The organism is Collimonas humicola (assembly GCF_018304945.1).
GTDB lineage: Bacteria > Pseudomonadota > Gammaproteobacteria > Burkholderiales > Burkholderiaceae_D > Collimonas > Collimonas humicola.
Genome location: NZ_JAGQEE010000004.1, coordinates 134840 through 158783, shown reverse-complemented (window position 1 = coordinate 158783; position 23944 = coordinate 134840). Strand labels below are relative to the sequence as shown.

Here is a 23944-nt window from a genome sequence, read left to right as displayed (position 1 = left end):
TGATTACTTGGCCGCCGCGGCGCGGTTCATCAGGAAAGTGGTCAGCAGCGCCACCGGACGGCCGGTCGCGCCTTTGGCCGCGCCGCTCTTCCATGCCGTGCCGGCGATGTCGAGGTGGGCCCAGGTGTATTTCTTGGTGTAGCGTTCCAGGAAGCAGGCTGCGGTGATGCTGCCGCCGGCCGGACCGCCGATGTTTGCCATATCGGCAAAATTCGACTTCAGCTGTTCCTGGTAGCTGTCTTCGATAGGCATGCGCCATGCGGTGTCGCCGGTCGCCTTGCCGGCGCTCAGCAACTCGTTGGCCAGGGCGTCATGCGCGCTGTCGTGACGGGTGAACAGGCCGGAGTTGTGATGGCCGAGGGAAGTCACGCAGGCGCCGGTCAGCGTCGCGATATCGACCACGGCAGCCGGCTTGAAGCGTTCCACGTAGGTCAGGGCATCGCACAGCACCAGGCGGCCTTCGGCGTCGGTGTTGAGGATCTCGATGGTCTGGCCGGACATGGAAGTGACGATATCGCCAGGCTTGGTCGCTGTGCCGGAAGGCATGTTTTCCGTAGCAGGAATCACGCCGATGACGTTCAGCTTCAGCTTCAGTTCAGCGATGGCGCGGATGGTGCCCAGCACCGAACCGGCGCCGCACATGTCGTACTTCATTTCATCCATGCCGGCGCCGCCCTTGAGCGAGATGCCGCCGGTGTCAAAGGTGATGCCCTTGCCGACCAGTACGGTCGGCGCATCCTTGGCCTTGCCGCCCATGTGCTTGATGATGATGAACTTCGGCGCTTCGCCGCCGCCGCGCGCGACCGACAGGAAGCTGCCCATTTTCAAGGCTTCGAGCTGCTTGCGGTCCAGTACTTCGACCGCCAGCTTGAATTCCTTGGCCAGTTTCTTGGCGGTGTTGGCCAGGTAGGTCGGGGTGCAGACGTTGCCGGGCAGGTTGCCCAGTTCCTTGGTCAGGTCGATGCCGTTGGCCAGGGCCAGGCCTTCAGCCACGGCTTGCTTGGCTGCTGCCGCATTGGCGGCGGTGACCAGGAAGGCAATTTTCTTGACGCCGGAGAGTGTTGTCTCTTTTTTACTTTTGAGTGTGTCCGAACGATAGCTGTTATCGCGCAGCACCAGGATGCTGTTGCGGATAGCCCATGCCAGGTCGCGTGCCGGGGTTTGCTTGGCCAGGCCGTCGAACGGCAGCGCCAGCAGGGCATCGTTGCCGCCCAGGGTAGCGATGGTCCGCGCTACGCACAGGGCCGCCATGGACATGGCCTTGTCGTTCAGTTCGCCGTCCGGACCGAGGCCGATCAGCAGCACGCGCTCGGCGGCGACGCCGGCGACTTTGCGCAACAGCAAAGTGGAGCCTGGTTTACCGGAAATATCTCCGGACTTTAGTGCAGCAGTGATTTCACCAGATTTGTCAAGAGCTTGCGCTTGTGGCGAGAGTTTCTTGTTTTCATAGATCCCGACTGCGATACAGCCGGCTTTCAGAGAGGCAATTGAGGTTTTTGCGTCAATGGTTTTTATGCTAAAGTCCATCACTTACTCCTTTTTTTGATCCGCAATTATATTCCCCAATGATCTTTCAGCGCGCACTCCGACGCGAATTAATTAGCACTGCCGGCGCAGTTTTCACCACGCTCTTCACAATTATCGTCACGGTAATGTTGATCAAGATTCTGGGACAAGCAGCCGGAGGCCAGATTGCGTCCCAGGATGTGGTCGCGCTGATTGGTTTTCAATCCCTCAACTACATGCCGGTCCTGCTGATCCTGACCGGCTATGTCTCGGTGCTGCTGGTGGTCACGCGTAGCTACCAGGATTCCGAAATGGTGGTCTGGTTTGCGTCCGGCCAGAGCCTGGTGCGCTGGGTCCGGCCGGTGCTGGAATTCGGTTTGCCGATCATTGTCCTGACAGCCATCCTGAGTTTCGTGGCGACGCCCTGGGCTAATAGCCAGAGCGCGCAATACCGCGAGCGCTTTGAAAAGCGCGAAGATATTTCCCGTGTTTCTCCCGGCAAGTTCCAGGAATCGGCCGCCGCCAACCGCATCTTTTTCGTCGAGGGCGTTTCCGGCGACAGCACCAAGGTCAAGAACGTTTTCGTCAATACCCAGCAGGATGGCAAGAACAGCATCGTGGTGGCCAAGGAAGGCAACCTGGAAATCGACAAGAACGGCGACAAATTCCTGATCCTGTCGAAAGGACGCCGCTACGACGTCCTGTCCGGCAAGAACGAGTTCCGCCAGATGGAGTTCGAGCGCTACGGGGTGCTGGTCGCCAGCAATTCGCAGGCCGAGAATGGCGACCGCTCGGCGCAGGCCTTGCCGACCGCCGATTTGCTGAAGGATCGCAACGGTTTCAACCTGGGCGAACTGCTGTGGCGCTTGTCGCTGCCGCTGATGGCGCTGTGCCTGATGCTGCTGGCGATACCGCTCAGCTTCGTCAACCCGCGGGTGGGCCGTTCCGCCAGCCTGCTGATCGCGCTGCTGCTGTACGTTTCCTACAGCAACGTCACCAGCATTTTCCAGGCCGCGGTGGTGCAGGGCCGCCTGTCGTTCTTGCTGGCCTGGTGGCCCATGCATCTGATCGTGCTGATCGTCGTCGGCCTGCTGTTCATGTGGCGCCTGAACGTCAACAGCCGCTGGCATCCGCTCGTGATGTGGTCCGCAATCAAGCATGCGCGCCTGCTTAAAGTTAAAAATTCGAATCGCAATTCGACTAAAAAATCGGCGGCAGCATGAAGGTATTGCAACGCTACTTTACTTCCGAGATTGTCCGTTCAGTCTTGTTTACGCTGGCGGCGTTCCTGGCGCTGTTCGCGTTCTTTGACCTGACCACGGAGCTGAAGTCGGTCGGCCATGGCGGCTACAAGCTGCAGCATGCCTTCGTGTTCGTCCTGCTGGGCCTGCCCAGCTACGCCTATGAACTGATGCCGATCGCGGCGCTGATCGGCACCATCTACACCTTGTCGCAGTTCGCCGCGCGTTCTGAGTTCACCATCATGCGCGTGTCCAGCATGTCGACCTTCATGACCGCCAAGATCCTGATCAAGATCGGCTTGCTGTTCGTGGTGGCCACTGTCCTGATCGGCGAGTTCGTCTCGCCCAAGAGCGCAGAGTTTGCCGAAAAGCTGAAGCTGCAAGCCAAGGGTTCGTCGATTTCGCAGAAATTCAAGACCGGCCTGTGGAGTAAGGACGTGATCCGCACCGACGGCACCAGCGGCGAAATCACCGGTTCGCGTTTCATCAACATCGCCGAGATCAAGCCGGATGGCCAGCTGGTCGGCGTCAAGCTGTACGAGTTCGACCGCAACCTGCACATGACCGGGCTGATCCAGGCCGGCCACGCCGACTATAAGGGCCAGCATGTCTGGCGCCTGGATGATGTGGTGCAGACCGACTTCGTCAACGGCAGCTCGACCGAAGACATCACCACGGCGATCGCCACCAAGAAATTTCCCAGCAAAGACCTGGTTTCGGAAATCACGCCGGAGATCCTGTCGGTCCTGTTTGCCGATCCGGATCATATGTCGGCCTACAATTTGTGGGCCTATTCCAAGCATCTGGAAGAAAACAACCAGCACAGCGAACGCTACGACATCGCGTTCTGGAAAAAACTGGTGTACCCGTTTTCGGTATTCGTGATGATGGCGCTGGCCTTGCCGTTTGCCTACCTGCATTTCCGCACCGGCGGCGTCAGCTTGAAGATCTTTACCGGCATCATGATCGGCGTCAGTTTCCAGCTGGTCAATACGCTGTTCTCTCATTTGGGTTTGTTGAATACCTGGCCGCCATTCTTTACCGCGGCTTTGCCCAGCACCTTGTACCTGCTGATTGCGATCGGCGCCTTGTGGAAGATTGAGCGGCAGTAGCGGCGCTCAGATCAGCGTATGTCACAAACGTCTCCGGCCCCGCATCAAGCGCTTATCCTGTTTGCCCATGGCGCGCGGGATCCTTTGTGGGCGACGCCGTTTGAAGCCTTGCAGCAGATTCTCCGGCAGCAGCGGCCGGAGTTGCGGGTCGGCCTGGCTTTCCTCGAATTGATGCAGCCGGATTTGCCGGGATTGCTGCAGCAGCTGGCGGCGGAGGGCATCCGCGAAGTAAGCGTGGTGCCGGTATTCCTCGGTCAGGGCGGCCATGTGCGGCGCGATCTGCCAGCCCTCATCGCACAGGCGCAGCAACTGCACCCGCAACTGGCAATTACGGTGGCGCAGGCGGCAGGCGAGCAGCCGCAGGTGCTCGATGCAATCGCCGCCTATTGCGCTTCTACCCTGCCGAGACCCTGATACTTTCCGAAGTCTGCCTGCCCTTGGCCTGCAGCCAGGCGATGAAGTTGCTCAGCACCGGGTCCTGCAGGCTGGCGCGGTACAGCAAGTGAAACCCCTTGTCCTGCAAGCGCAAGTGTGGAAACGGCGGCAGCAGGCTGCCGTGCGCGAGATCGTCTTCCATCAGGGCCAGCGAGCCCATGGCCACACCGAGATCGGTGAGCGCCGCCTGCAAACTCAAGAAGAAATGTTCATAGATCTGGCCCGGCAGCTGGCCTTTGATCGGCACGCCGACTTCGACGAACCAGCGGGTCCAGGTTTCCGAACGGCTTGACAGATGCAGTAGGGAAGCCTGCAGCAGATCTTGCGGCTGCGTGAGCGGATGCTGCTGCAGGTAGCGCGGCGACGCCACCGGCGTCAGCACATCGTCCAGGAAGCGTATGCATTCATAGTCGGCCCTGTGCATCGGGCTGCGCCGTATCAGCACATCGAACGGCTCCTTGATCGCCTCCACCGCCATGGTCGAGGTGGTGACGCGGATTTCCACGCGCGGATTCTCAATCTGGAACGACGACAGCCGCGGAATCAGCCAGCGCATCGCCATCGACGGCGTGCAGCTGACCCGGATGATGCGCACCTTGCCGGTATTTAGCAATTGCTCCGCTCCCAATGCGATACGGTCCAGCCCGGCTTTGACGTCGGTGAAAAACAGCCGCGCCGCCTCGGTAGGCTCGACGCCGCGCTGGCCCCTGGCAAACAGGGTGACGCCGAAATACTGCTCCAGCAGCTTGATCTGCTGGCTCACTGCGCTGTGCGTGATGTGCAGTTCGGCGGCGGCCTGGGTCAGGCTGCCGGTGCGTACCACGGCTTCGAATACGCGCAGGGGCTTGAGCGGGGGAAGTCTGGTTTTCATGTTAAATAAACTTATATTGCGGATAGAAAATACGGCTTTCAGTCTAAACTTGATGAGCCTATGCTACAAGCATTGTTCTCGAAGATTTGGCTTTCCAGCAGAGAATTTCTGGTGTTTATATTGGGGGTCTTGTATGTCGCTATCTAATAATTTTTCTAATATTAAGAACCGCTGGAAAAGAATCGTTGCCGGCACTGGCGTAACGCTGCCGGAGGCGGAGCATGCCTATCTTGCCGCGGCAGCGGATCATCAGGACCTGGAGCGCCGCATGCGGGTGCTGGACTGCCGCCACGGTTCGGTTTTGCACACGCTGCGGGTGTTGAGGATCGGTTCTTACTGAACCGTATCCGGTGGCGGACGGCGGCGAATGCTGTGGCGATTTCCAATCGCCGCAGATGTGTTGGCAAGGCACAAATTTCAGGAATTGTAAAGTCATTTACTTGACAGAATAGCCAGCCAGAAATATAATCTTGTTATTGCATTGTATGGAGGTCCATATTTTGGACAGTTGTTCTAGTAGTAGCGGTGGATGGGTCCTCAGCCCGGCACATTACGCATAGTCTTTAGCAGACCTCCGTCGTCCGCTGCAGCTTGCGTCTATGCGAGCTGTAGTATCGTCAGGTTTATCGCCCGATTTTTACATTCTGCGGTAAACATCTTGGCAACGTTGTAGCAGGTAACGCCGCAACGATACTCCCATCCTTTTTTGTAATACCGATTGTTCGTGCCGCCATCTGGCGGATCGCGTGCGACCGTGTATTTCCGGTTCCGGATCTTCCCGGGCTTGGCGTTTTTCCTGTGCATCTTGCAGGTCAGGCGTTCAGCCAGGCGACGGTCCTGGCAGGAAATGCATCCATGCGCCCGCCCGGCATGCAGGAACAACGGAAGTGGGAAGGAAATCGTCATGCCATTCAACAAACTGCATGCATTTTTTAAAAAACATCGTTCTTCGTTCGCTGCACCGCAGGAAGATCGCGACTCTGCTCTGCCGTATCGCATCGTGACCACCTGCCGCAGTTCGGAAGTGGCGCATCTGGAAGACTTGATGCGCCGGCTGCTGGCGAGCTATGACGTTACCTATCAAGCCAACGAGCCTGCGGTGCAGGCTAACCTGACTGCCATCACGGTGGAAGTCAAATGCTCGGTGCGCGAGCGTGCCGGACTGGTGCAGCTGGTGACCCGCCTGGCGCAGGAAATCAGCGTCCGCAGCGTACGCTGGGAAAGCATTCCCAAGCGTTCGGCGCGGGCGGCACAGGTCGCCTATGAACCTTCCGCGCGCAGCGCGGGTCCAACGGCACAACCGGCTTGATCTGGCTTGATCAGGCATTTTTGAATCAGGAGCTTTTGCAATGGACTGTCCCAGTTGCCCGGCTTACCGGAACAGAAATTCAGTAACGAACTCAGTAGCAAGAATACGTAAAGCAATTGTCTGCTTGCACTTGTCTGCAGCAGTCTAGCCATCCTCACTTTTCCCGTGTCGATTAGCCAGGCTGTTCAGCTTGCAATCGACTGGCGGAATATCTCTCTTTCACCGCCGCTGTCGTGCGTGCCCCAACAGGCGCGTTGCACAATCGCTTTCCATGACGATTCGGCTTCGCCAATGCTGTCGTTTATCCGACGCCTGCGAAGCCTTACATGAAGAGGTGGAATGATGACTATCAAAACCCTGCTGGGTCTGGCATCCGGCAAACACAAAAAAGCAAATAACGGTAGCGGCAGCAGCTGGACCTTCGGCTGGTCGCCTAGCCAGGCTTCGGCGTTGTCCGCCAAGGCCACGCAAGCCCGGCCCGATGCCGGCGTCGGCGATCGCGCAGTCGGCATGTATGGCGTGCTGGCGACGCGCAACGGACGTTAAACAAGAAATTGGAAGAGGTCCCTGCCGCGGCAGCGGCAGGACGGCTTTTATTGGAATGCGCTGGTTTCCCGGCAGTGCTGCATTCGTCGCAGCGCAGGCCGGAAAGCGCCGGAATTAAAGGAAATATCGCAAGTAAGGAGTCAACAATGAAATGGGAATTTTTGAATAAAAGAGTAGCAGTATTCCTGGTATTGACCGTAGTGGCCGTCGGCCTGGTCAGCTGGATCAATGTCTTGTCACCGGAAGACCGCCTGGAACAGTCCGGCCCGGTCCTGCAAAAAGCACTGGCGTCGGAAATCCACGCCAAGCCTGTCGTTCGCTAAACGAATATCCGGCGGCCTGCTTTAAGCAGCGTTCTTAGGCCGCATTCCTGGCCTTGGCCTGGGCCGATCCAGGCTGACCGATCGCCGCCGGCTGTTCGGCGCGGCTGGCCAGCGCCTCGCCAATCATCACCAGCACCGGACCTTCGCATTGCTGCAAGCCTTGCTCCAGCTGATCCAGGCGCAGGCGCAGGATGCGCTGGTTGTCGCGGCTGCAGTTTTCCACCACCACCACCGGCATTCCAGCGGAGCGGCCTTGCGCCAGCAGCCGCTGTGCAGTGGCTGCTGCTTCGCGGCCGCCCATGTATTGCACCAGCGTGTCGCAGTTCGGCATATTGACCTGATCCGATTCGCCGGGCGCGGTGCTGGAAGTGAAGAAAGCCACGCTGCGCGCCACACCCCGCTTGGTCAATGGCTGCTGCGACGTGGCGGCCGCCGCCAGCGCAGCGCTGATGCCTGGCACCACTTCGACCGCGATGCCGTGCTTTTCCAGCGCCCGCAGTTCTTCATCGGCACGGCCGAACAGCATCGGATCGCCACCCTTCAGACGCACCACCACGGCATATTTGCGGGCACTGTCGACCAGCTGCTTGTTGATGAACTGCTGCGCGGTGGAGAGCTTGCCGCAGCGTTTGCCGACTGCGATCTTCAAGGCTTGCGGACACAGCGCCAGCATGTCTTCCGTCACCAGGGCATCGTGCAGCACGACGTCGGCCTGCGCTAGCAGGCGGGCGCCGCGCACCGTGATCAGGTCGGCGGCGCCAGGGCCGGCGCCGATCAGATAGACTTTGCCATGGGCGGCTTGAGTGCTGGCGTGTGTGGCTTGCATGGCGTGGTCCGGTGCTTGGGTCAGGGGTGGGCTCAGTCGAGACGGATCATGCCAGCGGCGACGGTCTGGTGCGTGACTTCGTCGATCAGGATGAAGGCGCCGGTGGCGCGGATCTCGTCGTAGGAATCGGCAGCGATGGCTTGCTGCAGATTGAGCGAAACGCTGGCGATGTCGTTCAGTTTCAGCGATTCCGCAGGGCGGCGCTGCTGGGTATTGATGTCGAGCAGCGTATCGATCCTGGTGATGCGCGCCGCGGTTTGCTTGGTGCTGTGCTTGAGCCAGTATTTGCGGCGCAAGTCGAGCGCATCTTCCGACAGCCAGCAGAGATCGGCGCTGACGGTCTTCAGCAGGGCAGGGGCGCGCTCCACCGAAGTCAGCATGTCGCCGCGCGAAATGTCCAGGTATTCTTCCAGCAGCAGGGTCACCGACTGGCCGACCGCAGCCGACGGCAGCGAACCTTCCAGCACCAGGATGTCTTTCACGGTGGCGCTCTGGCCGCTGGGCTGCACGATCAGCTTGTCGCCCTTGCTGACCTTGCCGGCTTCGATGCGGCCCATGTAGCCGCGGAAATCGTTGGCTTCATGGCCGTTGTGGCGCGCCACCAGCTGCACCGGAAAGCGGAACGGCTCGTCGTGCGATTCGTCGTAGACGCTGAGCGATTCCAGCAGTTCGATCAGGGTCGGACCCCTATGCCAAGGCATCTTGTCGCCGGCCGCCACCACGTTGTCGCCGGCCAGCGCCGACAGCGGGATCGGACGCACATCGCGCAGGCCGAGCTGCTCGGCGAATTCCTGGTAGGCGGCGACGATGCGGTCATACACGGTCTGGTCGTAGTTCACCAGGTCCATCTTGTTGACCGCCACCACCACGTGCTCGATCTGCAGCAGGTGCGCAATGGTCGAATGGCGCTTGGTCTGTGTCAGCAGTTCAACGCTGCCGTCGTCGCCAAGCTTGACCTTGGAGACGTCGATCAGGATGATGACCGCATCGGCGGTCGAGGCGCCGGTCACCATGTTGCGCGTGTACTGTTCGTGGCCGGGTGTGTCGGCGATGATGAACTTGCGCTTCGGCGTGGCGAAATAGCGGTAGGCGACGTCGATGGTGATGCCTTGTTCGCGCTCGGCTTCCAGGCCGTCGGTCAGCAGGGACAGGTCGATGGCGTCGCCGACCGTGCGCTTGTGCTTGGCGCGCGACATGGCATCCAGCTGGTCGGCGAAGATGCCCTTGCTGTCGAACAGCAGGCGGCCGATCAGGGTGCTCTTGCCGTCATCCACCGAGCCGGCGGTAATGAAGCGCAGCAGGCCTCGTTCCTGGCCGCGTGCCTGTGGCGCAGTGTCGCTATCGCTGTTGAAGTTGCTGTTCACGTTGTTAACCACGGCGTTCATCAGAAATATCCTTCTTTTTTGCGTTTTTCCATCGAGGCTTCCGAAGTCTGGTCATCCATCCGGGTTGCGCCGCGTTCTGTGATCTGGGTCACCGCGGTTTCCGCGATGATGGCTTCGACTGTCGCCGCATCGGAGGCTACCGGGCAGGTGCAGGAAATGTCGCCGACGGTGCGGAAGCGCACTTCGCGGGTTTCCACCACTTCGCCTTCGCGCGCCGGGGTCAGGTCGGTGAGCGGCACCAGCAAGCCGTTGCGCGGGATCACCTGGCGCTGATGGGCGAAGTAGATGGGCGGCAGTTCCAGTTTTTCACGGGCGATGTATTGCCAGACGTCGAGTTCGGTCCAGTTGGAGATCGGGAACACGCGCATGTTTTCGCCCGGGTGCACGCGGGTGTTGTACAAGTCCCAGAGTTCCGGCCGTTGCGCCTTTGGATTCCATTGGCCGAATTCGTCGCGGAAGGAAAAAATGCGTTCCTTGGCGCGCGCCTTCTCTTCATCGCGGCGGGCGCCGCCGATGCAGGCGTCGAACTTGTGCTCGGCGATGGTTTCCAGCAGTGTCACGGCTTGCGCTGCATTGCGCGAATCGGTCTGCGGATTGCGCAGGCGCACGGTGCCGCGCTTGATCGAATCCTCGACCGAGCCGACGATCAGGCGTTCGCCCAGTTCCGCCACGCGCTTGTCGCGGAAGGTGATCACTTCGGCGAAGTTGTGGCCGGTATCGATATGCACCAGCGGGAAAGGAAATTTGCCGGGGCGGAAAGCCTTTTCCGCCAGGCGCAGCATCACCACCGAATCCTTCCCGCCCGAGAACAGCAGGGCCGGATTGCTGCATTCCGCCGCCACTTCGCGCATGATGTGGATGGCTTCCGATTCCAGCCAGTCGAGATGGCGGTTAGCGGCTTTGTCCAGGAAAAAATTTTCAACAACTGTGTTCATATCGGTTCTTGTCTTTTAATGAAGCGATGCATCGGGATTCAACGATGGAATGATTCAGCGATTCAGGCGTTCTGCTGCGAGACGGATTTGATGCGTATCAGTTTGCCGTCCACCACATGCAGTCCGCATTCCTTGGATTCCGGGTTTTCCCACCACCAGCGGCCGGCGCGCACGTCTTCGCCTGGCTGGATGGCGCGCGTGCAAGGTTCGCAGCCGATCGAGGGATAGCCCTTGTCGTGCAATGGATTGTACGGCACGTTGTTGCTGCGGATGTACTGCCAGACGTCTTCTTCCGACCAGTCGGCCAGCGGATTGAACTTGCTCATGCCGTGTGCTTCATCCTGCTCTTGTACATGGAGCTCGGCGCGGGTCAGCGACTGCGCCCGGCGCTGGCCGGTGATCCAGGCCTTGTTGCCGGCCAGGGCGCGCTTGAGCGGTTCGATCTTGCGGATGCGGCAGCATTCCTTGCGCATCTCGACGCTGTCGTAGAAGGCGTTCAAGCCATTCTGTTCGACATAGGCGGCAACCGCTTCCGGCTGGGGCCGGTACGGCGTGACGTCGTAATCGTAGGTTTCCTTGATGCGTTTCAGCATGCCCAGCGTTTCAGCATGCAAGCGCCCTGTTTCAAGCGTGAAGATGGAAATCTTGTCTTGCAGCTGGCCGCGCAGGATCAAGTCGGTCAGCACCATGTCTTCAGCCGCCAGGCTGGAGGCGAATACCGCCGGCGTATATTCGGCGGCGATTTTTTCCAGCGTCGCCTTGGTGGCGGCGACCAGTTCCGGCAGGGAGGGAGTCGGGCTGCTCATGATCAATCCTGGCTGACTGCTTGGCGGTTCACACGGCGGAACAGCGGCGTTTTTTCGTCCCACGAAGTCTGGTATTTTTCGGTGAAATCGGTCAGGCCCTTGAGGGCGTCATGGATGTTCTTGTCGGCGCGCACCGCAAAGGCGTCGAAGCCGACCCGCTGCATGTAGAACAACTGGTCGCGCAAGACGTCGCCGATGGCGCGCAGCTCGCCGCTGTAGGCCAGGCGTGTACGCAGGTTGTAGGCGATCGAGTAGCCGCGGCCGTCGGTAAATTTCGGAAAGTCGACGGCGACCACGGCGAAATGCGCGAGATCGTCCTTCAGCACGTCGGCCTGTGCATCGCTGCTGAGCCATACGCCGAGCGGAGCACGGCCCTGCAGCTGCGCGCGCTGGGCTTGCCAGACGCTGAACGGGACGATGACCTTGCCGCCCGGGATGCTGACGCTTTCAGCGGTTTCGCCTTCTTGCAGGCGCAAGACGCTCCAGTCGTCGCCGACCACTGCGCGGTTCTTGATGATTTCAACGTTATCAATATTAGACACAGGCATCCTCCCCATGGGTGTAACCGGTCGGGATCGGACTGGCGTAGACGTATTCCTTGAACGGCGCGACGCCGAGACGCTGCACGGTATCGATAAACAATTCTTCTTCGTGGCGCTGCTTCACATACACATCCAGCAAGCGCTCGATCACCACCGGCATCTGCTGCGCCGAGAACGACGGTCCGATGATCTTGCCGATGCTGGTGTTGTTACCCTGCGCACCGCCGATGGAAACCTGGTACCACTCGGAGCCGTCCTTGTCGACGCCGAGGATGCCGATGTTGCCGACGTGATGGTGGCCGCAAGCGTTGATGCAGCCGGAGATGTTCAGTTCGATCTCGCCGATGTCGTGCTGGAAATCGAGGTTGTCGAATTTCTCGGCGATGGCTTGCGCGATCGGGATCGACTTGGCGTTCGCCAGCGAGCAGAAATCGCCGCCGGGGCAGCAGATGATGTCGGTCAGCAGGCCGATGTTCGGCGTCGCCAGGCCTTGCGCCTTGACTGCCTGCCACACGGTGAACAGGTCGCTCAGCTTGACGTCGGCCAGCACCAGGTTCTGTTCGTGGGTGATGCGCACTTCGCCGAAGCTGTACCGGTCGGCCAGGTCGGCGACGAAATCGAGCTGGGCGGCGGTGATGTCGCCCGGCGGCACGCCGGTTTTTTTGACCGACAGGATCACGGCGGCATAGCCGTTCACCTTGTGCGCCTTGACGTTGCGCAGCAGCCAGTTGGCGAAAGCCTTGTTGTCCGCCTTGTGTTCCTCGAAGCTGGAATCGCTGGCGGGCAGGGTTTCATACGGCGGCGGCACGAAATACTGGGCGATGCGCTGCAGTTCTTCGACGGTGAGCGTGGCCGGGCCGTCCTTGATGTCAGCCCATTCGGCTTCCACCTGGCGCGCGAATTCTTCCGCGCCCAGCGCTTTCACCAGGATCTTGATACGCGCCTTGTACTTGTTGTCGCGGCGGCCGTACTGGTTGTACACGCGCAGGATCGCTTCCAGGTAAGTCAGGGCGTGCTGCCACGGCAGGAATTCGCGGATCACGCTGCCGATGATGGGCGTGCGGCCCATGCCGCCGCCGACCAGGAAACGGAAGCCGACTTCGCCTTCTGCGTTCTTGACCACGTGCAGGCCGATGTCATGCACCGCCGTGGCGGCACGGTCCTGCTCGGAACCGCTGATGGCGATCTTGAATTTGCGCGGCAGGAAAGCGAATTCGGGATGGAAGGTGCTCCATTCGCGGATGATTTCTGCGTAAGGGCGCGGATCGATGATCTCGTCCGCAGCGACGCCGGCCAGCTCATCCGAGGTGGTGTTGCGGATGCAATTGCCGGAAGTCTGGATCGCATGCATTTCCACCGTCGCCAGTTCCGCCAGGATGTCCGGCGACTGTTCCAGGTCGATCCAGTTGAACTGGATGTTCTGCCGTGTGGTGAAGTGCCCGTAGCCGCGGTCGTAGGTGCGGGCGATATGGGCGAACATGCGCACTTGCGGCGTGGACAGCATGCCGTAAGGCACCGCGATGCGCAGCATGTAAGCATGACGCTGCATGTACAGGCCGTTTTGCAGGCGCAGCGGCAGGAATTCTTCTTCTGTCAGTTCATCCGACAAACGGCGGCGTACCTGGTCGCGGTACTGTGCGACCCGTTCCTTGACTATCTGGTGATCGTATTGATCGTAGCGATACATCTTTGTCTTCCTTATGGGTTGTGGCTAGCTGCGCCACGCCTTTATGACTATTTCAAAACGGATGCAAGAGCCGCAAGCTGCGGCTCCTTAATAAATCAGTTTCACTGCGACGCTGGTCAACGTCAGCGCCAGGAGGCCGCGCAGGAATTTTTCCGGCACCGCGCGTGCTGCCAGCGAGCCGAGCGTGATGCCGGGCACGGAGCCGAGCAGCAGCGCACCGAGCAGGCTCCAGTCGATCGATCCCAGCCACCAGTGGCCGAGCGCGGCGATGGCGGTGAGTGGCACTGCGTAGGCGATGTCGGTGCCGGCCACTTCGGCCGGCGACAGGCGTGGATACAGCAGCACCAGGATGGTGGCGCCGACCGCGCCGGCGCCGATCGACGACATGGTGACCAGCGCGCCCAATGTCAGGCCGGCGACCACGGTGGCGATAGTCAGGTTCTTGCCTTGCAGCTGCTTTTCCGGATGCGCGTTCAGCCACAGCTGCAGCCTGCCCTTGAACAGCAGGGCGACCACGGTCAGCAGCACGGAAATGGCGATCGAGTAACGGATGACCTGGCCGATTTCATTGCTGATGCCGCCTAAGTACTTGAGGATCAGCGCGGTGGCGATGGCGGCCGGCAAGGCGCCCAGCGACAGCAGCCTGACGATGTCCCAGCGGACGGTTCCCTTGGAGCGATGCGCGACCGTACCGGCGACCTTTGTCACTGACGCAAACGCCAGGTCGGTGCCGACAGCAACGCTGGGATGGATGCCGAACAGCAGGGTCAGCAAAGGCGTCATCAGCGAGCCGCCGCCGACACCAGTCAATCCCACTAACAATCCGACGGCAAAACCGCTCACTACATAAGAAACAGTCATATCACCTCGTACTAAACACCTCGAATCGTAATAAACTTCACATATATCTCCAACTACAGACTATTTATTTGCTTATATGCGTATTTGATATATGTAAATACAGCAAACGCAGTTGCTGGCGGCGGGACTTTGAGTGTAGCAGGGAGTAATACGGGTAGATAGTTGCCGGGGTGAAATGATGTTTTCGTCAATATCCCGGCCGTGCCGCACATATTCTTATTAAAGAAAAAAACAAGGAAAATTCATGAATCTCCATCAGTTCCGCTTCGTCCGCGAAGCGGTGCGCCAAAATTACAACCTGACCGAGGCAGCCAAGGCGCTGTATACCTCGCAGCCGGGCGTCTCCAAGGCGATCATCGAGCTGGAGGAAGAACTGGGTGTTGATATTTTTACACGGCACGGCAAGCGTATCCGCGGACTGACGGAACCGGGGCGGGCGGTGCTCAGGTCGGTCGAACTGATCATGCAGGAAATCGATGGCCTCAAGCGCATCGGCAATGAATACGCCGCACATGACAGCGGCAGCTTCACGATTGCCACCACGCATACCCAGGCGCGCTATGCCTTGCCGAAAGTGGTGCAGGCCTTCACCCAGAAATTCCCCAAGGTGCGCTTGTCGTTATTGCAAGGCAATCCGAAGCAGGTGGCCGACATGGTGCGCAACGACCAGGCCGACCTGGCCTTGGCGACCGAAGCCATCGTCAATGCCGACGGCCTGGTGACCTTGCCCTGCTATCAATGGGAGCACGTGGTGGTGGTGCCGCCAGATCATCCTTTGCTGCAGTCGAAGGCGATCACGCTGGAAGAAATCGCTGCCTTCCCGCTGATTACCTACGACAGCGCCTTCACCGGCCGCACCAAGATCGACCATGCGTTTTCCTTGCGCAACCTGAAGCCGGACGTGCTGCTGGAGGCGATCGACGCCGATGTGATCAAGACCTATGTCGAGCTGGGCATGGGGGTAGGCATCATCGCTGGCATGGCGTTCGACGCCGAGCGCGATACCGGCCTGCGTTCGATTCCGGTCGGCCATCTGTTCGGCACCAATATCTCGCGGGCAGCGGTCAAGCAGGGCGCCTATCTGCGCAGCTATGTGTATACCTTCATCGAACTGCTGGCGCCGACCATGAACCGCAAGCTGATCGAGCAAGTGATGAACGGCGAGAAGGACATGTACGAACTGTAAGCCGGCCGGCAAAAAGGAAAAGGGGCAAGCGCGATGCTTGCCCCTTTTTATTTCAAGGCTTCAATTCTCAATAACCGGCGTCGCGTATGGCATTTTCGGTAGCATGCTTGGCCGCCTCGATGCGTTGCATGGCGTTCTGCTGCAGTCCGAACACGCGCGGATCGTCTTCGCGCTGGCCGACGTCATTGCGGGCGCGCTCCAGCGCTTCCACCGCATCATGCAGGCGGCCGCGGCGATCCGGACGGGCATCCGGCCGTTCTTCACGATAGACATCCTTGCCGACGTCCACGCCAAGCTGGGTGATCTCGCGCGTGGCGGCATCGATCTCGGCCAAGGCGATCTGTTCGCTGCGGCCCATGACCCAGTTGTCGCCAGGACGATGGTCGATCAGCCAGCGCGCCACGTGCAGATCCGCCAGTGCATGCAGGTAGGCGCCGTGATGGCCGGGTTCGTCGGCTTGCGCGGCGAGCGGCAGCACGGCTGGCGCCAGCAGCAAGGAAAGGACGAGTTTGTGGATCAGTTTCATAGAGGCTCCGTGTTTATTTTTTTGTATGGCAATGTATTTAAGCTGAAGCTCAAATCTTGTTCATTTCCTGTTCATTTGGATGATTTTCGGCTGGAAATTATACCGATGGACTTGCATTGCATAAGCCCGCTTACTTTTACTTACTACTTAGTACTTAAGAGTACTAAGTACTTGGCAGGGATCAATAGCGGTCGTACGGATGGTAGTAATGCGGGTGGTAATAACCGGGGCCGATCGGCGCCACGATACAGCCGCTCAGCAAGGTGCTGAGGATGGTGCCAAGCACCAGCGAGGCAATGAGTTTTTTCATGATCTTCGTCCTGGGTGAAGTAATGTGAGTTACCAGGACTTCAGGATGCCACCGCCGGATTGATACAGGTGCTTCGAGACGGTGTGAGATGTAACGCTTTGTGAGGCAGTGTTGAAGCAGATGTGCAGACCGTGAAAGCTCGCCGCAAGCCCGGCCTGCACTGCTTCTCTATTCGGTGACGGCGCCTGCCGCAGGCTTGATGTGCAAGGTAATCGGCGGCACCTTGCTCACCAGCCAGAGGGCAATGCCGGTGACTACCACAGCCAGTCCCACGCCCATATGGATAGCGCCGATCAATGCTTCGCGCGCCGCTTCCAGCAACAGCTGGCCCTGATGGCCGGCGCCGGCCAGCTGCGCCAGCACGGTAGCCTGGGTCTCATGGCTGATGAGGATTTGCGGGTCGGCGAAACTTGCGAACCAGTCGCCGGCTTTCTGTTCCGCCAGCGCCTGCCGCACGCTGCCGGCATACATGTGGTTGATCAGGGTGCCGATGATGGCGGTGCCCAGCATGCTGCCGATCATGCGCAAGGATTGCATCAGGGCGGTGGCGATGCCGAGATGCTCGCGGCCGGCTTCCTGCTGGATGAAGATGGTCAGGTTAGGCAGGATGAAGCCCAGTCCCAGGCCGCCGGCCAGCATGAAGCAGACGATCACGCTGTGCGAGGTCCAGCGGTTGGAAATCACCACGCCCAGGCAAGACAGCGCCAGCAGGGTGAAGCCGATGTACAGCATGATGTTGGGATTCTTCAGGCGGGGGATGATGCGGCCGTTGGAAATGCTGCCCACCATGATGCAGGCCACCAGCGGCGTGATCAGCAGCCCGGCTTCCTGCGGCGACAGGCCGAAGCCGCCCTGGTACAGCAGCGGCGCATAGAACATCAGCGAAAACATGGAGAAGCCGCTCAGCACCGACAGCAGGAACAGGGTCGAGAGCTTGCGGTCGAGCAGCAGATCGAAGGGCAGGATAGGCTGCGGCGTGTGATGTTCCCATTTCCACAGCGCGACGAAGCTGGCGATGCTGGCCGCCAGCAAGCCCAGCATGCCGAGTGACAAGCCGTGCTGCGGCAGCATTTCCACAAACAATTGCAGGCAGCCGAGCGAAGCGGTGATCAGCAGGGCGCCCGGCCAGTCGAGGCGGATCTTGGCGTCCGGGTGGGTATGGCGCAGGTGCGGCAGGTATTTATAGACGAAGAAGAGCGACAGCACGCCGACCGGCAGGTTGACATAGAACACCCAGCGCCAGCCCCAGTACTGGGTCAGGAAGCCGCCCAGCGACGGCCCGATCGCGGTGGCGATGCCGAACGCGGTGCTCATCATCACTTGCCAGCGCAGGCGCACGTGGGCGCCCGGGAACAGGTCGGGGATGCACGCAAACGCCGTGCCGACCAGCATGCCGCCGCCTATCCCTTGCAGGCCGCGGGCGATCACCAGCCACAGCATGCTGCCGGACATGCCGCACAGGATGGAGGCAGCGGTGAACAGGATGATGGAGACCAGCACAAAGGGTTTGCGGCCGTAGAAGTCGCCCAGGCGGCCGAAAATCGGCACCGTGATCACCGAGGTCAGCAGGTAGGAAGTCGCGACCCAGGCATACAGTTCGAAGCCTTTCAGCTCGGCGACGATGGTCGGCAGCGCGGTGCCGACCACGGTCGAATCGAGCGCCACCAGCATCACCACGAAGGCAATGCCTAACATGGCAAGCAAGGATTCACGGAAGGGTAAGACCTGGTCGCTCGAATGCGCGGAGGCGGAATGGATAGCCATATGATTGTTTATCGGCGGAGTCGCCGCTTGGTGGGACAGAGCATGGAATCTGTAAATGATTGCTGCAAGGCACAGCCGAATACGGATGGTTGCTTAACTTATTGCAAAGGCAAGATGATACGCCCCTTGGCTGGTTTCTGCTGCGCGCCGCCGGCGGCAACTTATAATCACGCCCTTGCGCCATATTTTTCATCTGAAAAATCGCAGTTCTACACGCCGTCAGCCAACCGATGAAAAAAACAGAAACCAAGGCGCTCAACATCGTCGAGCAGCACGGTCAGGCCAGCCTGTCGCCAGGCCAGAAAATCTTCAATGCGCTGCTCAGGAAACTGGAGACCGAACGCCAGCTGCTGGCGGCCTGGCAGGAGATGATCCCGCTGCACCAGCAGCACTATGTCAGCCAGTACCAGCCGCTGATACGCAGCTACCACGGGCTGGCGGCGCAGCTGGTGCGCTTGCTCGACGACGCTTATCTGGCAAAGGGCTTGAGCCGGCACGACCAGGAAAAAATCAGCCACATCATCTGCTCGCTCGGCGCCGCCGTCATCGGCGACAGCGATGCCGCGGACTTGAAACGGATTTATCACATGCATGGCGGCGCCGATGCCGATGCAGCGGAAGGGCGGCGGGACGACTCTGAAGAATCCGCGCAGCAGGCGGATGACGACACCAATGCGTCGGCCGGATACGGCCGCGAAGGCGCCGGCAAACGCAGGAAATCGGCCAAGGCCGCGGCCAGGGAAGCCAGGCAGCGGGAAGAATTGCAAAACGCCAGCCAGTCGGTGCGCGAAGTCTATCGCAAGCTGGCCAGCGCCCTGCATCCCGACCGCGAGCAGGATCCCCTGGAACGTATTCGCAAGACGGCGCTGATGCAAAGGGTGAATATCGCCTATGACAAGAAAGACTTGCTCGGCTTACTGGAGCTGCAGCTGGAAATCGAACAGATCGACCAGGGCCGCATCAATTCCCTGTCGGAACAGCGCCTGCAGCACTACAGCAAGGTGCTGACGGAGCAGTCGGCTGAACTGCGGGATGAGATTGCCGGACTGGAGGCGGATTTCCGCAGGCGCTTCAATTTCGGGCCGCAGGAAGCCTTGTCGCCCGCGCTGGCGATGCGCCGCCTGAAAAGCGATATCAAGGGCCTGCAGCAGCATATCGCTGCGCTGAAGAACGATTTGCTGGCGTTTGCCGATGTCAAAAACATCAAGGCCTGGCTGAAAAGCTATCAAATCTAGGCCGGTCGCTTTCCCGGGTAGCGACGATCAAGCAAGGCGATAATCGATATCCGGCTGCTTTTGCGCGGGTTTCGCCGGCATGCCGACGGCCGCCGGCAGCCTATTTGGACGGAATTGCGCGGGGATAATTTATAATCATGTCTTTGCGCCCAATTCCAATGAATCCGCTCCCCCCGAGTTTTTCCGACCAGACGCTGCGCCAGCTGCGGCGCGCCTGGCGCAAATACGGCATTTTGTGGATGGGAGCGGTGCTGGTGGGCCTGGTCGCGGTGCTGTATGCGTGGCTGATGGATGTCGGCTTCGGCATGTTCCGCTCCATGCAGCAATCGCATTCCTGGCTGCCGCTGTTCATCACGCCGGCAGCCGGCGCTCTGTGTGTGTGGGCCACGCGCCGTTATTTTCCCGGCGCCGAGGGCAGCGGCATTCCGCAAGTGATCGCTACGCTGGAAGAAGATACTACCCGGCGCGGCCAGTCGCTGCTGTCGATCAAGCTGTTGCTGGGCAAGATCGGCGTGTCCTTCATCGGCATCCTGGGCGGTTTCACCATCGGCCGCGAAGGGCCGACGGTGCAGGTCGGCGCCGCCCTGATGTTCAACCTGCGGCGCCTCTATCCGCGCGCCAGCGCAGCGCTGGAGCGACGCCTGATTTTGGCCGGGGCCGCCGCCGGCCTGTCGGCGGCATTCAACACGCCGCTGGCGGGGATTGTGTTTGCCATTGAAGAACTGACGCGCAGCTTTGAGCACCGGGCCAGCGGCGTGGTGATTACCGTGATTATTTTTGCCGGTGCGGTGGCTTTGGGCCTGAACGGCAACTATACCTATTTCGGCACCATTCATATCAATAGCGCGCTGACCGACATGCTGGCGCTGGCGGTACTGGTGACCGGGATCATTACCGGCGTCGCCGGCGGCATTTTTTGCTGGCTGCTGCTCAATGCCAGGCGCTGGATCCCAGCCCGGCTGCAGGATCTGCGCAGCAACCGCCCGATTGCCTTCGGCGCGCTGTGCGGCCTGGCGGTTGCGTTGATCGGCATCATTGCCGGCGGCGCCACCTTCGGCAGCGGCTATGTCGAGGCCAAGGGTTTGCTGGAAGGGCACCAGCAGCTGTCGGTGTTTTATCCGTTCCTGAAGATGGCGTCGATGGTGTCGTCCTACCTGCCGGGGATTCCGGGCGGGATTTTCGCACCGTCCTTGTCGATAGGTGCCGGTTTCGGCAACTTGCTGCACCAGGTGTTCGGCAATACCTCCCTGGAGATGCTGATTGCGCTGGCGATGGTGGGCTATCTGGCGGCGGTGACGCAGTCGCCGATCACCGCCTTCGTGATCGTGATGGAAATGATCAACGGCCATGCCCTGGTGATTTCGCTGATGGCGACTGCGCTGATCGCCAGCCGCGTCTCGCGCTTCTTTGCGCCGCCGCTGTATGACGCGCTGTCGGAGCGTTACCGGGCGGCCTGCGCCGAAGCCATGCCGCCGGCTGTTGAAGTGCAGCAAACAGAAATGAAAGAAGTTGAAGAAGTGAAGGAATTGAACAATGAACCGGGAAGCGGAACGCAAAAATGATTAATACCGATATGGCGGCGTACTACGCCAAACGTGCTGCGACTTACGAAGAGATCTACCAGCGCCCCGAGCGCCAGGACGAACTGCTGACCTTGCAGGTCAGGGTGCAGGAACTGATGGAAGGCCACGATGTGCTGGAACTGGCATGCGGCACCGGCTTCTGGACCGAACAGATCGCCGCTACCGCGAAATCGGTGCTGGCGACCGACATCAATCCGGAAATGATTGCTCTGGCCGAAGCCAAGCAGCTGCCGGCCGGCAAGGCGACGTTTGCGCAGCAAGACATCAATACTTTCCAGGCTGACCGCAAGTTCACCGCCTGTTTCCTGGGCTTCTGGTGGTCGCATGTGGGACGCCAGGACCAGGTCCGGTTCATCGCCCAGCTGCGGGAAAAGCTCGGCAAGGATATCTTGCTGGTGATGATAGACAACAGCTACGTCGAAGAGCAGAGCACGCCGATCGCCCGCACCGATGCCGACGGCAATACCTACCAGTTCCGTACCTTGCCCGACGGCGAGCGCTACGAAGTCATGAAGAACTTCCCGACCGACAGCGGCCTGCGCAAGAAGCTGTCGCCGATCACGCGCGAACTGCGCATCCTGCGGCTGGAGTACTACTGGCTGCTGAGCTGCCGCATCAAGTAATCTTCATCAGGCCTTGCCGCCGGCGCCGGCGGCGGGCGGCTCCGGCGCGCCGCTTTCTGCCGCTGCCGGCGGCTCCACCGCGGTCAGCGGGAAATTCGCCCATTCATTGGCGAAGCGCACCTTCGGATCGTCATCCACCTTTTTCTTGATGCGCAGGTTGAAGCCGCGCGTGACTTCGTTCTGGGTTTGCGGCTTGGTGCGGATGCCGGCCAGCAGCGCCACGCCGTTCAAGTCGAAACCATTGACCCCGTAGATCTCGATAGGCTGCAGCAGCAGCCGGCGCAGGCGCCGGTCCTCCAGCATCTCGGCGCCGGTTTCGCGCATCAGCCGCAGCGCCTGGTCGACGTCCGAATCGTGGGTGATGCTCAGCTTGAGCGAAGCATATGTGTATTCGCGCGAATCGTTCTTGATCGCCGTGATCTGCGAAAACGGCACGCTGTGCACCGAGCCGTTGCTGTCGCGCAGGCGCACGGTGCGGATGGTCAGGTTCTCGACCGTGCCGGCATGGCCGTTGCCGACGTCGACCCAGTCGCCGACCGACATCGAATCTTCCATCAGGATGAAGACGCCGGTGATCAGGTCTTTCACCAGCGATTGCGAGCCGAAGCCGAAGGCCAGCCCGACGACGCCGGCGGAAGCCAGCAGCGGCGTCACATTGATGCCGAGATTGGCCAGCGTGGTGATCACCGTGATGGTCAGGATCAGCAGCATCAGCGCATTGCGCAGCAGCGGCAGGATGGTGCGCATGCGCGTGCTCGGGTTCTTGCGCGCGTAGCGGCTGTTGCGGGTCGGGTTGATGGCTTCCTGGATGAAGGTGTCGAGCAGGATCCAGACCAGCCAGGCGACCACCAGCGTGAGGCCGATCTTGCCCAGCGCCGAGACGATCATCTTGCCGATCAGGGTGGCGTTGGCGAATTCCAGCAGCGAATGTTCCCAGATCCTGGTCAGCAATTCGAAAAAACCAATCCACAACGCCAGCTGCAGCAGGCTGAAGCCGACGTTGCTGAGGCGCAGGATATAAGGCGACTGGCGCCGTGTCGCCTTCGCAGTCGTCTTGCGGGCGCGTATGCGCTGCAGCAGCGCGCCGATGAAAAACATGGCGATCAGCAGTGCCGCGCTGGCCAGCGCATGGTTGAGCGCGGAATTATTGCTCGACAAATCGAGGATGGTGGCGACGCTGACGGTGATGCTCAGCAGCAGTATCGGCAGATACCAGAAGGCGGCGACGATTTCCAGCGTTTCCATGCGCGCCGGATGGCCGCGCCGCACCGCTAGAGGCCGGTTGCGGATGATGTGCGCCACCGGGCGCCGGAACAGCAGGGCGAACACGCCGCCCAGTATCGCCGCCACCAGGCTGGCCAGGGTCGCCGCCACGCTGGCCAGGTGGACGCCGATGATCTGGTTCACATGAGGATTGTCCAGGGCGTCGCCGAGCCAGCCGGCGCAGCCGATCACATACAGCAGGTTGAAGCCGCGCTGGTACAGGATATGCACCGCGACCATGCGGTGGCCGCCGTGCGACAGCGAAAAAATGATGGCGCAGATGGCCTGGAACAGGCGCGCGCCGACCAGGGTGTACAGCAGCACCGTGGCCAGGGTCCGTCCCAGCGATTGTCCGTGCGCGCTATCCAGGCTGATGGTGACAGAGATTTCCACCACCAGCGCCAGCAGTATCGGCGCGATGTGGCGCCATATATACAGCAGCAACTCCTTCATGCTGGGATCGGAGGACAGCGTCGTCTCGACATTGAAATGCCGTTGCACCCGCTTGCCGATATAGTGCAGGGCGATAGCGACCGCGCCGAACAAGGCCAGCATTTCGAGAAAGCCTGCCAGCGCCTGCCATCCGGTTTCCGACTCCTGGCGTTGCAGGATGGTCGACAGGTCTTGCCAGGCCAGCGAAAACTGCTGGTTCCAGAATTTTTCCGGCGTGATCACCTGCTGCAGATGCGCCTGGAAAGTGTCGAGGCTATTGGAAATCAGGCCGATGAAACCTTTTTGCTCGGGCGAGGCTTTGCTGTTCTGCTGCTCGGCCTGGATCAGCGTGGCTACCAGGCTGCCGGTGGCGGGGTTGCTTTGCAATGCCTTGGATAGAGAATCCAGCGGCGATGGCGCAGCGGCGGGAGCGGCCGGCGTGCTGGCCGCGGTGCCGGCGCTGGCGGCGGTTGCCGCTGCCCGGGCTGGAGCGCCGTTTGCCAGCAGCAAGCAAAACAGCAGCAGCGAGCCCGATAGCAAGCGCACTAGATGCTGGGGAGAGCTGGTCTTCATGTCGGCTAGGCAAAAGTCGTAAAGTGACAATCTTACCGTACCGAGGACAAGCCGAGGACAAGTT

Annotated in this window: 25 protein-coding genes; 11 read left to right on the top strand and 14 right to left on the bottom strand. The window is 60.3% G+C overall.

Annotation, left to right across the window (positions count from 1 at the left end):
• Positions 1 to 3: 3 nt before the first annotated feature.
• Positions 4 to 1527: a leucyl aminopeptidase gene (locus tag KHU30_RS14750; RefSeq protein ID WP_211443388.1), complete on the bottom strand. Its 1524-nt coding sequence runs from the start codon at positions 1525 to 1527 to the stop codon at positions 4 to 6.
• A gap of 38 nt (positions 1528 to 1565) precedes the next feature.
• Between KHU30_RS14750 and lptF the strand changes: the two genes are divergently transcribed.
• Genes lptF through KHU30_RS14735 form a run of 3 tightly spaced genes read left to right on the top strand, consistent with a single transcriptional unit; the run spans position 1566 to position 4273 of the window.
• Positions 1566 to 2729: an LPS export ABC transporter permease LptF gene (gene lptF / locus KHU30_RS14745; protein WP_211443387.1), complete on the top strand. Its 1164-nt coding sequence runs from the start codon at positions 1566 to 1568 to the stop codon at positions 2727 to 2729.
• A complete protein-coding gene (gene lptG, locus KHU30_RS14740; RefSeq protein ID WP_211443386.1) occupies positions 2726 to 3859 on the top strand; it encodes an LPS export ABC transporter permease LptG in 1134 nt (377 codons plus the stop codon). Before lptF ends, lptG begins: the two co-directional genes overlap by 4 nt.
• A gap of 18 nt (positions 3860 to 3877) precedes the next feature.
• Positions 3878 to 4273, top strand: coding sequence for a sirohydrochlorin chelatase (locus KHU30_RS14735; RefSeq protein WP_211443385.1), 396 nt, complete (start codon positions 3878 to 3880; stop codon positions 4271 to 4273).
• On the opposite strand, the gene KHU30_RS14730 is transcribed toward KHU30_RS14735, so the two are convergent.
• Positions 4254 to 5165, bottom strand: coding sequence for a LysR substrate-binding domain-containing protein (locus KHU30_RS14730; RefSeq protein ID WP_211443384.1), 912 nt, complete (start codon positions 5163 to 5165; stop codon positions 4254 to 4256). The genes KHU30_RS14735 and KHU30_RS14730 overlap by 20 nt on opposite strands.
• A gap of 133 nt (positions 5166 to 5298) precedes the next feature.
• Between KHU30_RS14730 and KHU30_RS14725 the strand changes: the two genes are divergently transcribed.
• Positions 5299 to 5505 carry a DUF3563 family protein gene (locus KHU30_RS14725; RefSeq protein WP_211443383.1) on the top strand — a complete coding sequence of 69 codons (207 nt, stop codon included), beginning with the start codon at positions 5299 to 5301 and terminating at the stop codon, positions 5503 to 5505.
• A 257-nt stretch (positions 5506 to 5762) separates the two neighbouring features.
• Here the strand turns inward: KHU30_RS14725 and KHU30_RS14720 are convergent, their stop codons facing one another.
• Positions 5763 to 6071 (bottom strand): hypothetical protein, encoded by a 309-nt coding sequence (locus tag KHU30_RS14720; RefSeq protein ID WP_211443382.1) that lies wholly within the window; start codon positions 6069 to 6071, stop codon positions 5763 to 5765.
• On the opposite strand from KHU30_RS14720, the gene KHU30_RS14715 reads away from it, so the two are divergent.
• The 3 genes from KHU30_RS14715 (at position 6070) to KHU30_RS14705 (ending at position 7343) form a co-directional block, all read left to right on the top strand.
• A complete protein-coding gene (locus KHU30_RS14715) occupies positions 6070 to 6474 on the top strand; it encodes a hypothetical protein (protein ID WP_211443381.1) in 405 nt (134 codons plus the stop codon). The genes KHU30_RS14720 and KHU30_RS14715 overlap by 2 nt on opposite strands.
• Before the next feature lie 339 nt (positions 6475 to 6813).
• Entirely contained in the window at positions 6814 to 7020 is a 207-nt protein-coding gene (locus tag KHU30_RS14710; protein ID WP_211443380.1) for a hypothetical protein, read from the top strand.
• Between the two features lie 146 nt (positions 7021 to 7166).
• On the top strand, positions 7167 to 7343 hold the full coding sequence (locus KHU30_RS14705) for a hypothetical protein (protein WP_211443379.1): 177 nt from the start codon (positions 7167 to 7169) through the stop codon (positions 7341 to 7343).
• A gap of 34 nt (positions 7344 to 7377) precedes the next feature.
• On the opposite strand, the gene cobA is transcribed toward KHU30_RS14705, so the two are convergent.
• The 7 genes from cobA to KHU30_RS14670 form a co-directional block, all read right to left on the bottom strand.
• Entirely contained in the window at positions 7378 to 8169 is a 792-nt protein-coding gene (gene cobA / locus KHU30_RS14700; protein ID WP_211443378.1) for a uroporphyrinogen-III C-methyltransferase, read from the bottom strand.
• 32 nt (positions 8170 to 8201) lie between these two features.
• The gene (locus KHU30_RS14695) at positions 8202 to 9554 is read right to left on the bottom strand and encodes a sulfate adenylyltransferase subunit 1 (protein WP_230427397.1); all 1353 of its coding nucleotides are present in this window, start codon (positions 9552 to 9554) and stop codon (positions 8202 to 8204) included.
• A complete protein-coding gene (gene cysD, locus KHU30_RS14690) occupies positions 9554 to 10489 on the bottom strand; it encodes a sulfate adenylyltransferase subunit CysD (protein WP_211443377.1) in 936 nt (311 codons plus the stop codon). The genes KHU30_RS14695 and cysD overlap by 1 nt, the downstream gene beginning before the upstream one ends.
• A 62-nt stretch (positions 10490 to 10551) precedes the next feature.
• A complete protein-coding gene (locus KHU30_RS14685; RefSeq protein ID WP_211443376.1) occupies positions 10552 to 11295 on the bottom strand; it encodes a phosphoadenylyl-sulfate reductase in 744 nt (247 codons plus the stop codon).
• A gap of 2 nt (positions 11296 to 11297) precedes the next feature.
• Positions 11298 to 11843 (bottom strand): DUF934 domain-containing protein, encoded by a 546-nt coding sequence (locus tag KHU30_RS14680; protein WP_211443375.1) that lies wholly within the window; start codon positions 11841 to 11843, stop codon positions 11298 to 11300.
• Positions 11830 to 13524, bottom strand: a complete 1695-nt coding sequence (locus KHU30_RS14675; RefSeq protein ID WP_211443374.1) for a nitrite/sulfite reductase — start codon at positions 13522 to 13524, stop codon at positions 11830 to 11832. Before KHU30_RS14675 ends, KHU30_RS14680 begins: the two co-directional genes overlap by 14 nt.
• A gap of 87 nt (positions 13525 to 13611) precedes the next feature.
• The gene (locus KHU30_RS14670; RefSeq protein WP_211443373.1) at positions 13612 to 14385 is read right to left on the bottom strand and encodes a sulfite exporter TauE/SafE family protein; all 774 of its coding nucleotides are present in this window, start codon (positions 14383 to 14385) and stop codon (positions 13612 to 13614) included.
• Positions 14386 to 14629: 244 nt separating this feature from the next.
• On the opposite strand from KHU30_RS14670, the gene KHU30_RS14665 reads away from it, so the two are divergent.
• Positions 14630 to 15571, top strand: coding sequence for a CysB family HTH-type transcriptional regulator (locus tag KHU30_RS14665; RefSeq protein WP_014007481.1), 942 nt, complete (start codon positions 14630 to 14632; stop codon positions 15569 to 15571).
• A gap of 67 nt (positions 15572 to 15638) precedes the next feature.
• On the opposite strand, the gene KHU30_RS14660 is transcribed toward KHU30_RS14665, so the two are convergent.
• The 3 genes from KHU30_RS14660 to KHU30_RS14655 form a co-directional block, all read right to left on the bottom strand.
• Positions 15639 to 16097, bottom strand: a complete 459-nt coding sequence (locus KHU30_RS14660) for a hypothetical protein (protein WP_211443372.1) — start codon at positions 16095 to 16097, stop codon at positions 15639 to 15641.
• A 181-nt stretch (positions 16098 to 16278) separates the two neighbouring features.
• Complete coding sequence (locus tag KHU30_RS25395) at positions 16279 to 16407, bottom strand: hypothetical protein (protein WP_268906984.1); 129 nt, start codon at positions 16405 to 16407, stop codon at positions 16279 to 16281.
• 168 nt (positions 16408 to 16575) lie between these two features.
• On the bottom strand, positions 16576 to 18171 hold the full coding sequence (locus KHU30_RS14655; RefSeq protein WP_211443371.1) for an MFS transporter: 1596 nt from the start codon (positions 18169 to 18171) through the stop codon (positions 16576 to 16578).
• 230 nt (positions 18172 to 18401) lie between these two features.
• Here KHU30_RS14655 and KHU30_RS14650 point away from each other — a divergent pair, with 230 nt between their 5' ends.
• The 3 genes from KHU30_RS14650 (at position 18402) to KHU30_RS14640 (ending at position 21612) form a co-directional block, all read left to right on the top strand.
• On the top strand, positions 18402 to 19406 hold the full coding sequence (locus KHU30_RS14650) for a molecular chaperone DnaJ (RefSeq protein WP_211443370.1): 1005 nt from the start codon (positions 18402 to 18404) through the stop codon (positions 19404 to 19406).
• Between the two features lie 158 nt (positions 19407 to 19564).
• Positions 19565 to 20968 carry a chloride channel protein gene (locus KHU30_RS14645; RefSeq protein ID WP_230427396.1) on the top strand — a complete coding sequence of 468 codons (1404 nt, stop codon included), beginning with the start codon at positions 19565 to 19567 and terminating at the stop codon, positions 20966 to 20968.
• Positions 20965 to 21612 (top strand): class I SAM-dependent methyltransferase, encoded by a 648-nt coding sequence (locus KHU30_RS14640; RefSeq protein ID WP_211443368.1) that lies wholly within the window; start codon positions 20965 to 20967, stop codon positions 21610 to 21612. The genes KHU30_RS14645 and KHU30_RS14640 overlap by 4 nt, the downstream gene beginning before the upstream one ends.
• Before the next feature lie 6 nt (positions 21613 to 21618).
• On the opposite strand, the gene KHU30_RS14635 is transcribed toward KHU30_RS14640, so the two are convergent.
• Positions 21619 to 23880 (bottom strand): mechanosensitive ion channel family protein, encoded by a 2262-nt coding sequence (locus KHU30_RS14635; protein WP_211443367.1) that lies wholly within the window; start codon positions 23878 to 23880, stop codon positions 21619 to 21621.
• Between the last annotated feature and the right edge of the window lie 64 nt (positions 23881 to 23944).

Excerpts from the sequence above, each read along its gene's own strand:
- KHU30_RS14750 (WP_211443388.1), bottom strand. The coding sequence starts at position 1,527 with ATGGACTTTAGCATAAAAACCATTGACGCAAAAACCTCAATTGCCTCT.
- lptF (WP_211443387.1), top strand. The coding sequence starts at position 1,566 with ATGATCTTTCAGCGCGCACTCCGACGCGAATTAATTAGCACTGCCGGC.
- lptG (WP_211443386.1), top strand. The coding sequence starts at position 2,726 with ATGAAGGTATTGCAACGCTACTTTACTTCCGAGATTGTCCGTTCAGTC.
- KHU30_RS14735 (WP_211443385.1), top strand. The coding sequence starts at position 3,878 with ATGTCACAAACGTCTCCGGCCCCGCATCAAGCGCTTATCCTGTTTGCC.
- KHU30_RS14730 (WP_211443384.1), bottom strand. The coding sequence starts at position 5,165 with ATGAAAACCAGACTTCCCCCGCTCAAGCCCCTGCGCGTATTCGAAGCC.
- KHU30_RS14725 (WP_211443383.1), top strand. The coding sequence starts at position 5,299 with ATGTCGCTATCTAATAATTTTTCTAATATTAAGAACCGCTGGAAAAGA.
- KHU30_RS14715 (WP_211443381.1), top strand. The coding sequence starts at position 6,070 with ATGCCATTCAACAAACTGCATGCATTTTTTAAAAAACATCGTTCTTCG.
- KHU30_RS14720 (WP_211443382.1), bottom strand. The coding sequence starts at position 6,071 with ATGACGATTTCCTTCCCACTTCCGTTGTTCCTGCATGCCGGGCGGGCG.
- KHU30_RS14710 (WP_211443380.1), top strand. The coding sequence starts at position 6,814 with ATGATGACTATCAAAACCCTGCTGGGTCTGGCATCCGGCAAACACAAA.
- KHU30_RS14705 (WP_211443379.1), top strand. The coding sequence starts at position 7,167 with ATGAAATGGGAATTTTTGAATAAAAGAGTAGCAGTATTCCTGGTATTG.
- cobA (WP_211443378.1), bottom strand. The coding sequence starts at position 8,169 with ATGCAAGCCACACACGCCAGCACTCAAGCCGCCCATGGCAAAGTCTAT.
- KHU30_RS14695 (WP_230427397.1), bottom strand. The coding sequence starts at position 9,554 with ATGAACGCCGTGGTTAACAACGTGAACAGCAACTTCAACAGCGATAGC.
- cysD (WP_211443377.1), bottom strand. The coding sequence starts at position 10,489 with ATGAACACAGTTGTTGAAAATTTTTTCCTGGACAAAGCCGCTAACCGC.
- KHU30_RS14685 (WP_211443376.1), bottom strand. The coding sequence starts at position 11,295 with ATGAGCAGCCCGACTCCCTCCCTGCCGGAACTGGTCGCCGCCACCAAG.
- KHU30_RS14680 (WP_211443375.1), bottom strand. The coding sequence starts at position 11,843 with ATGCCTGTGTCTAATATTGATAACGTTGAAATCATCAAGAACCGCGCA.
- KHU30_RS14675 (WP_211443374.1), bottom strand. The coding sequence starts at position 13,524 with ATGTATCGCTACGATCAATACGATCACCAGATAGTCAAGGAACGGGTC.
- KHU30_RS14670 (WP_211443373.1), bottom strand. The coding sequence starts at position 14,385 with ATGACTGTTTCTTATGTAGTGAGCGGTTTTGCCGTCGGATTGTTAGTG.
- KHU30_RS14665 (WP_014007481.1), top strand. The coding sequence starts at position 14,630 with ATGAATCTCCATCAGTTCCGCTTCGTCCGCGAAGCGGTGCGCCAAAAT.
- KHU30_RS14660 (WP_211443372.1), bottom strand. The coding sequence starts at position 16,097 with ATGAAACTGATCCACAAACTCGTCCTTTCCTTGCTGCTGGCGCCAGCC.
- KHU30_RS25395 (WP_268906984.1), bottom strand. The coding sequence starts at position 16,407 with ATGAAAAAACTCATTGCCTCGCTGGTGCTTGGCACCATCCTCAGCACC.
- KHU30_RS14655 (WP_211443371.1), bottom strand. The coding sequence starts at position 18,171 with ATGGCTATCCATTCCGCCTCCGCGCATTCGAGCGACCAGGTCTTACCC.
- KHU30_RS14650 (WP_211443370.1), top strand. The coding sequence starts at position 18,402 with ATGAAAAAAACAGAAACCAAGGCGCTCAACATCGTCGAGCAGCACGGT.
- KHU30_RS14645 (WP_230427396.1), top strand. The coding sequence starts at position 19,565 with ATGAATCCGCTCCCCCCGAGTTTTTCCGACCAGACGCTGCGCCAGCTG.
- KHU30_RS14640 (WP_211443368.1), top strand. The coding sequence starts at position 20,965 with ATGATTAATACCGATATGGCGGCGTACTACGCCAAACGTGCTGCGACT.
- KHU30_RS14635 (WP_211443367.1), bottom strand. The coding sequence starts at position 23,880 with ATGAAGACCAGCTCTCCCCAGCATCTAGTGCGCTTGCTATCGGGCTCG.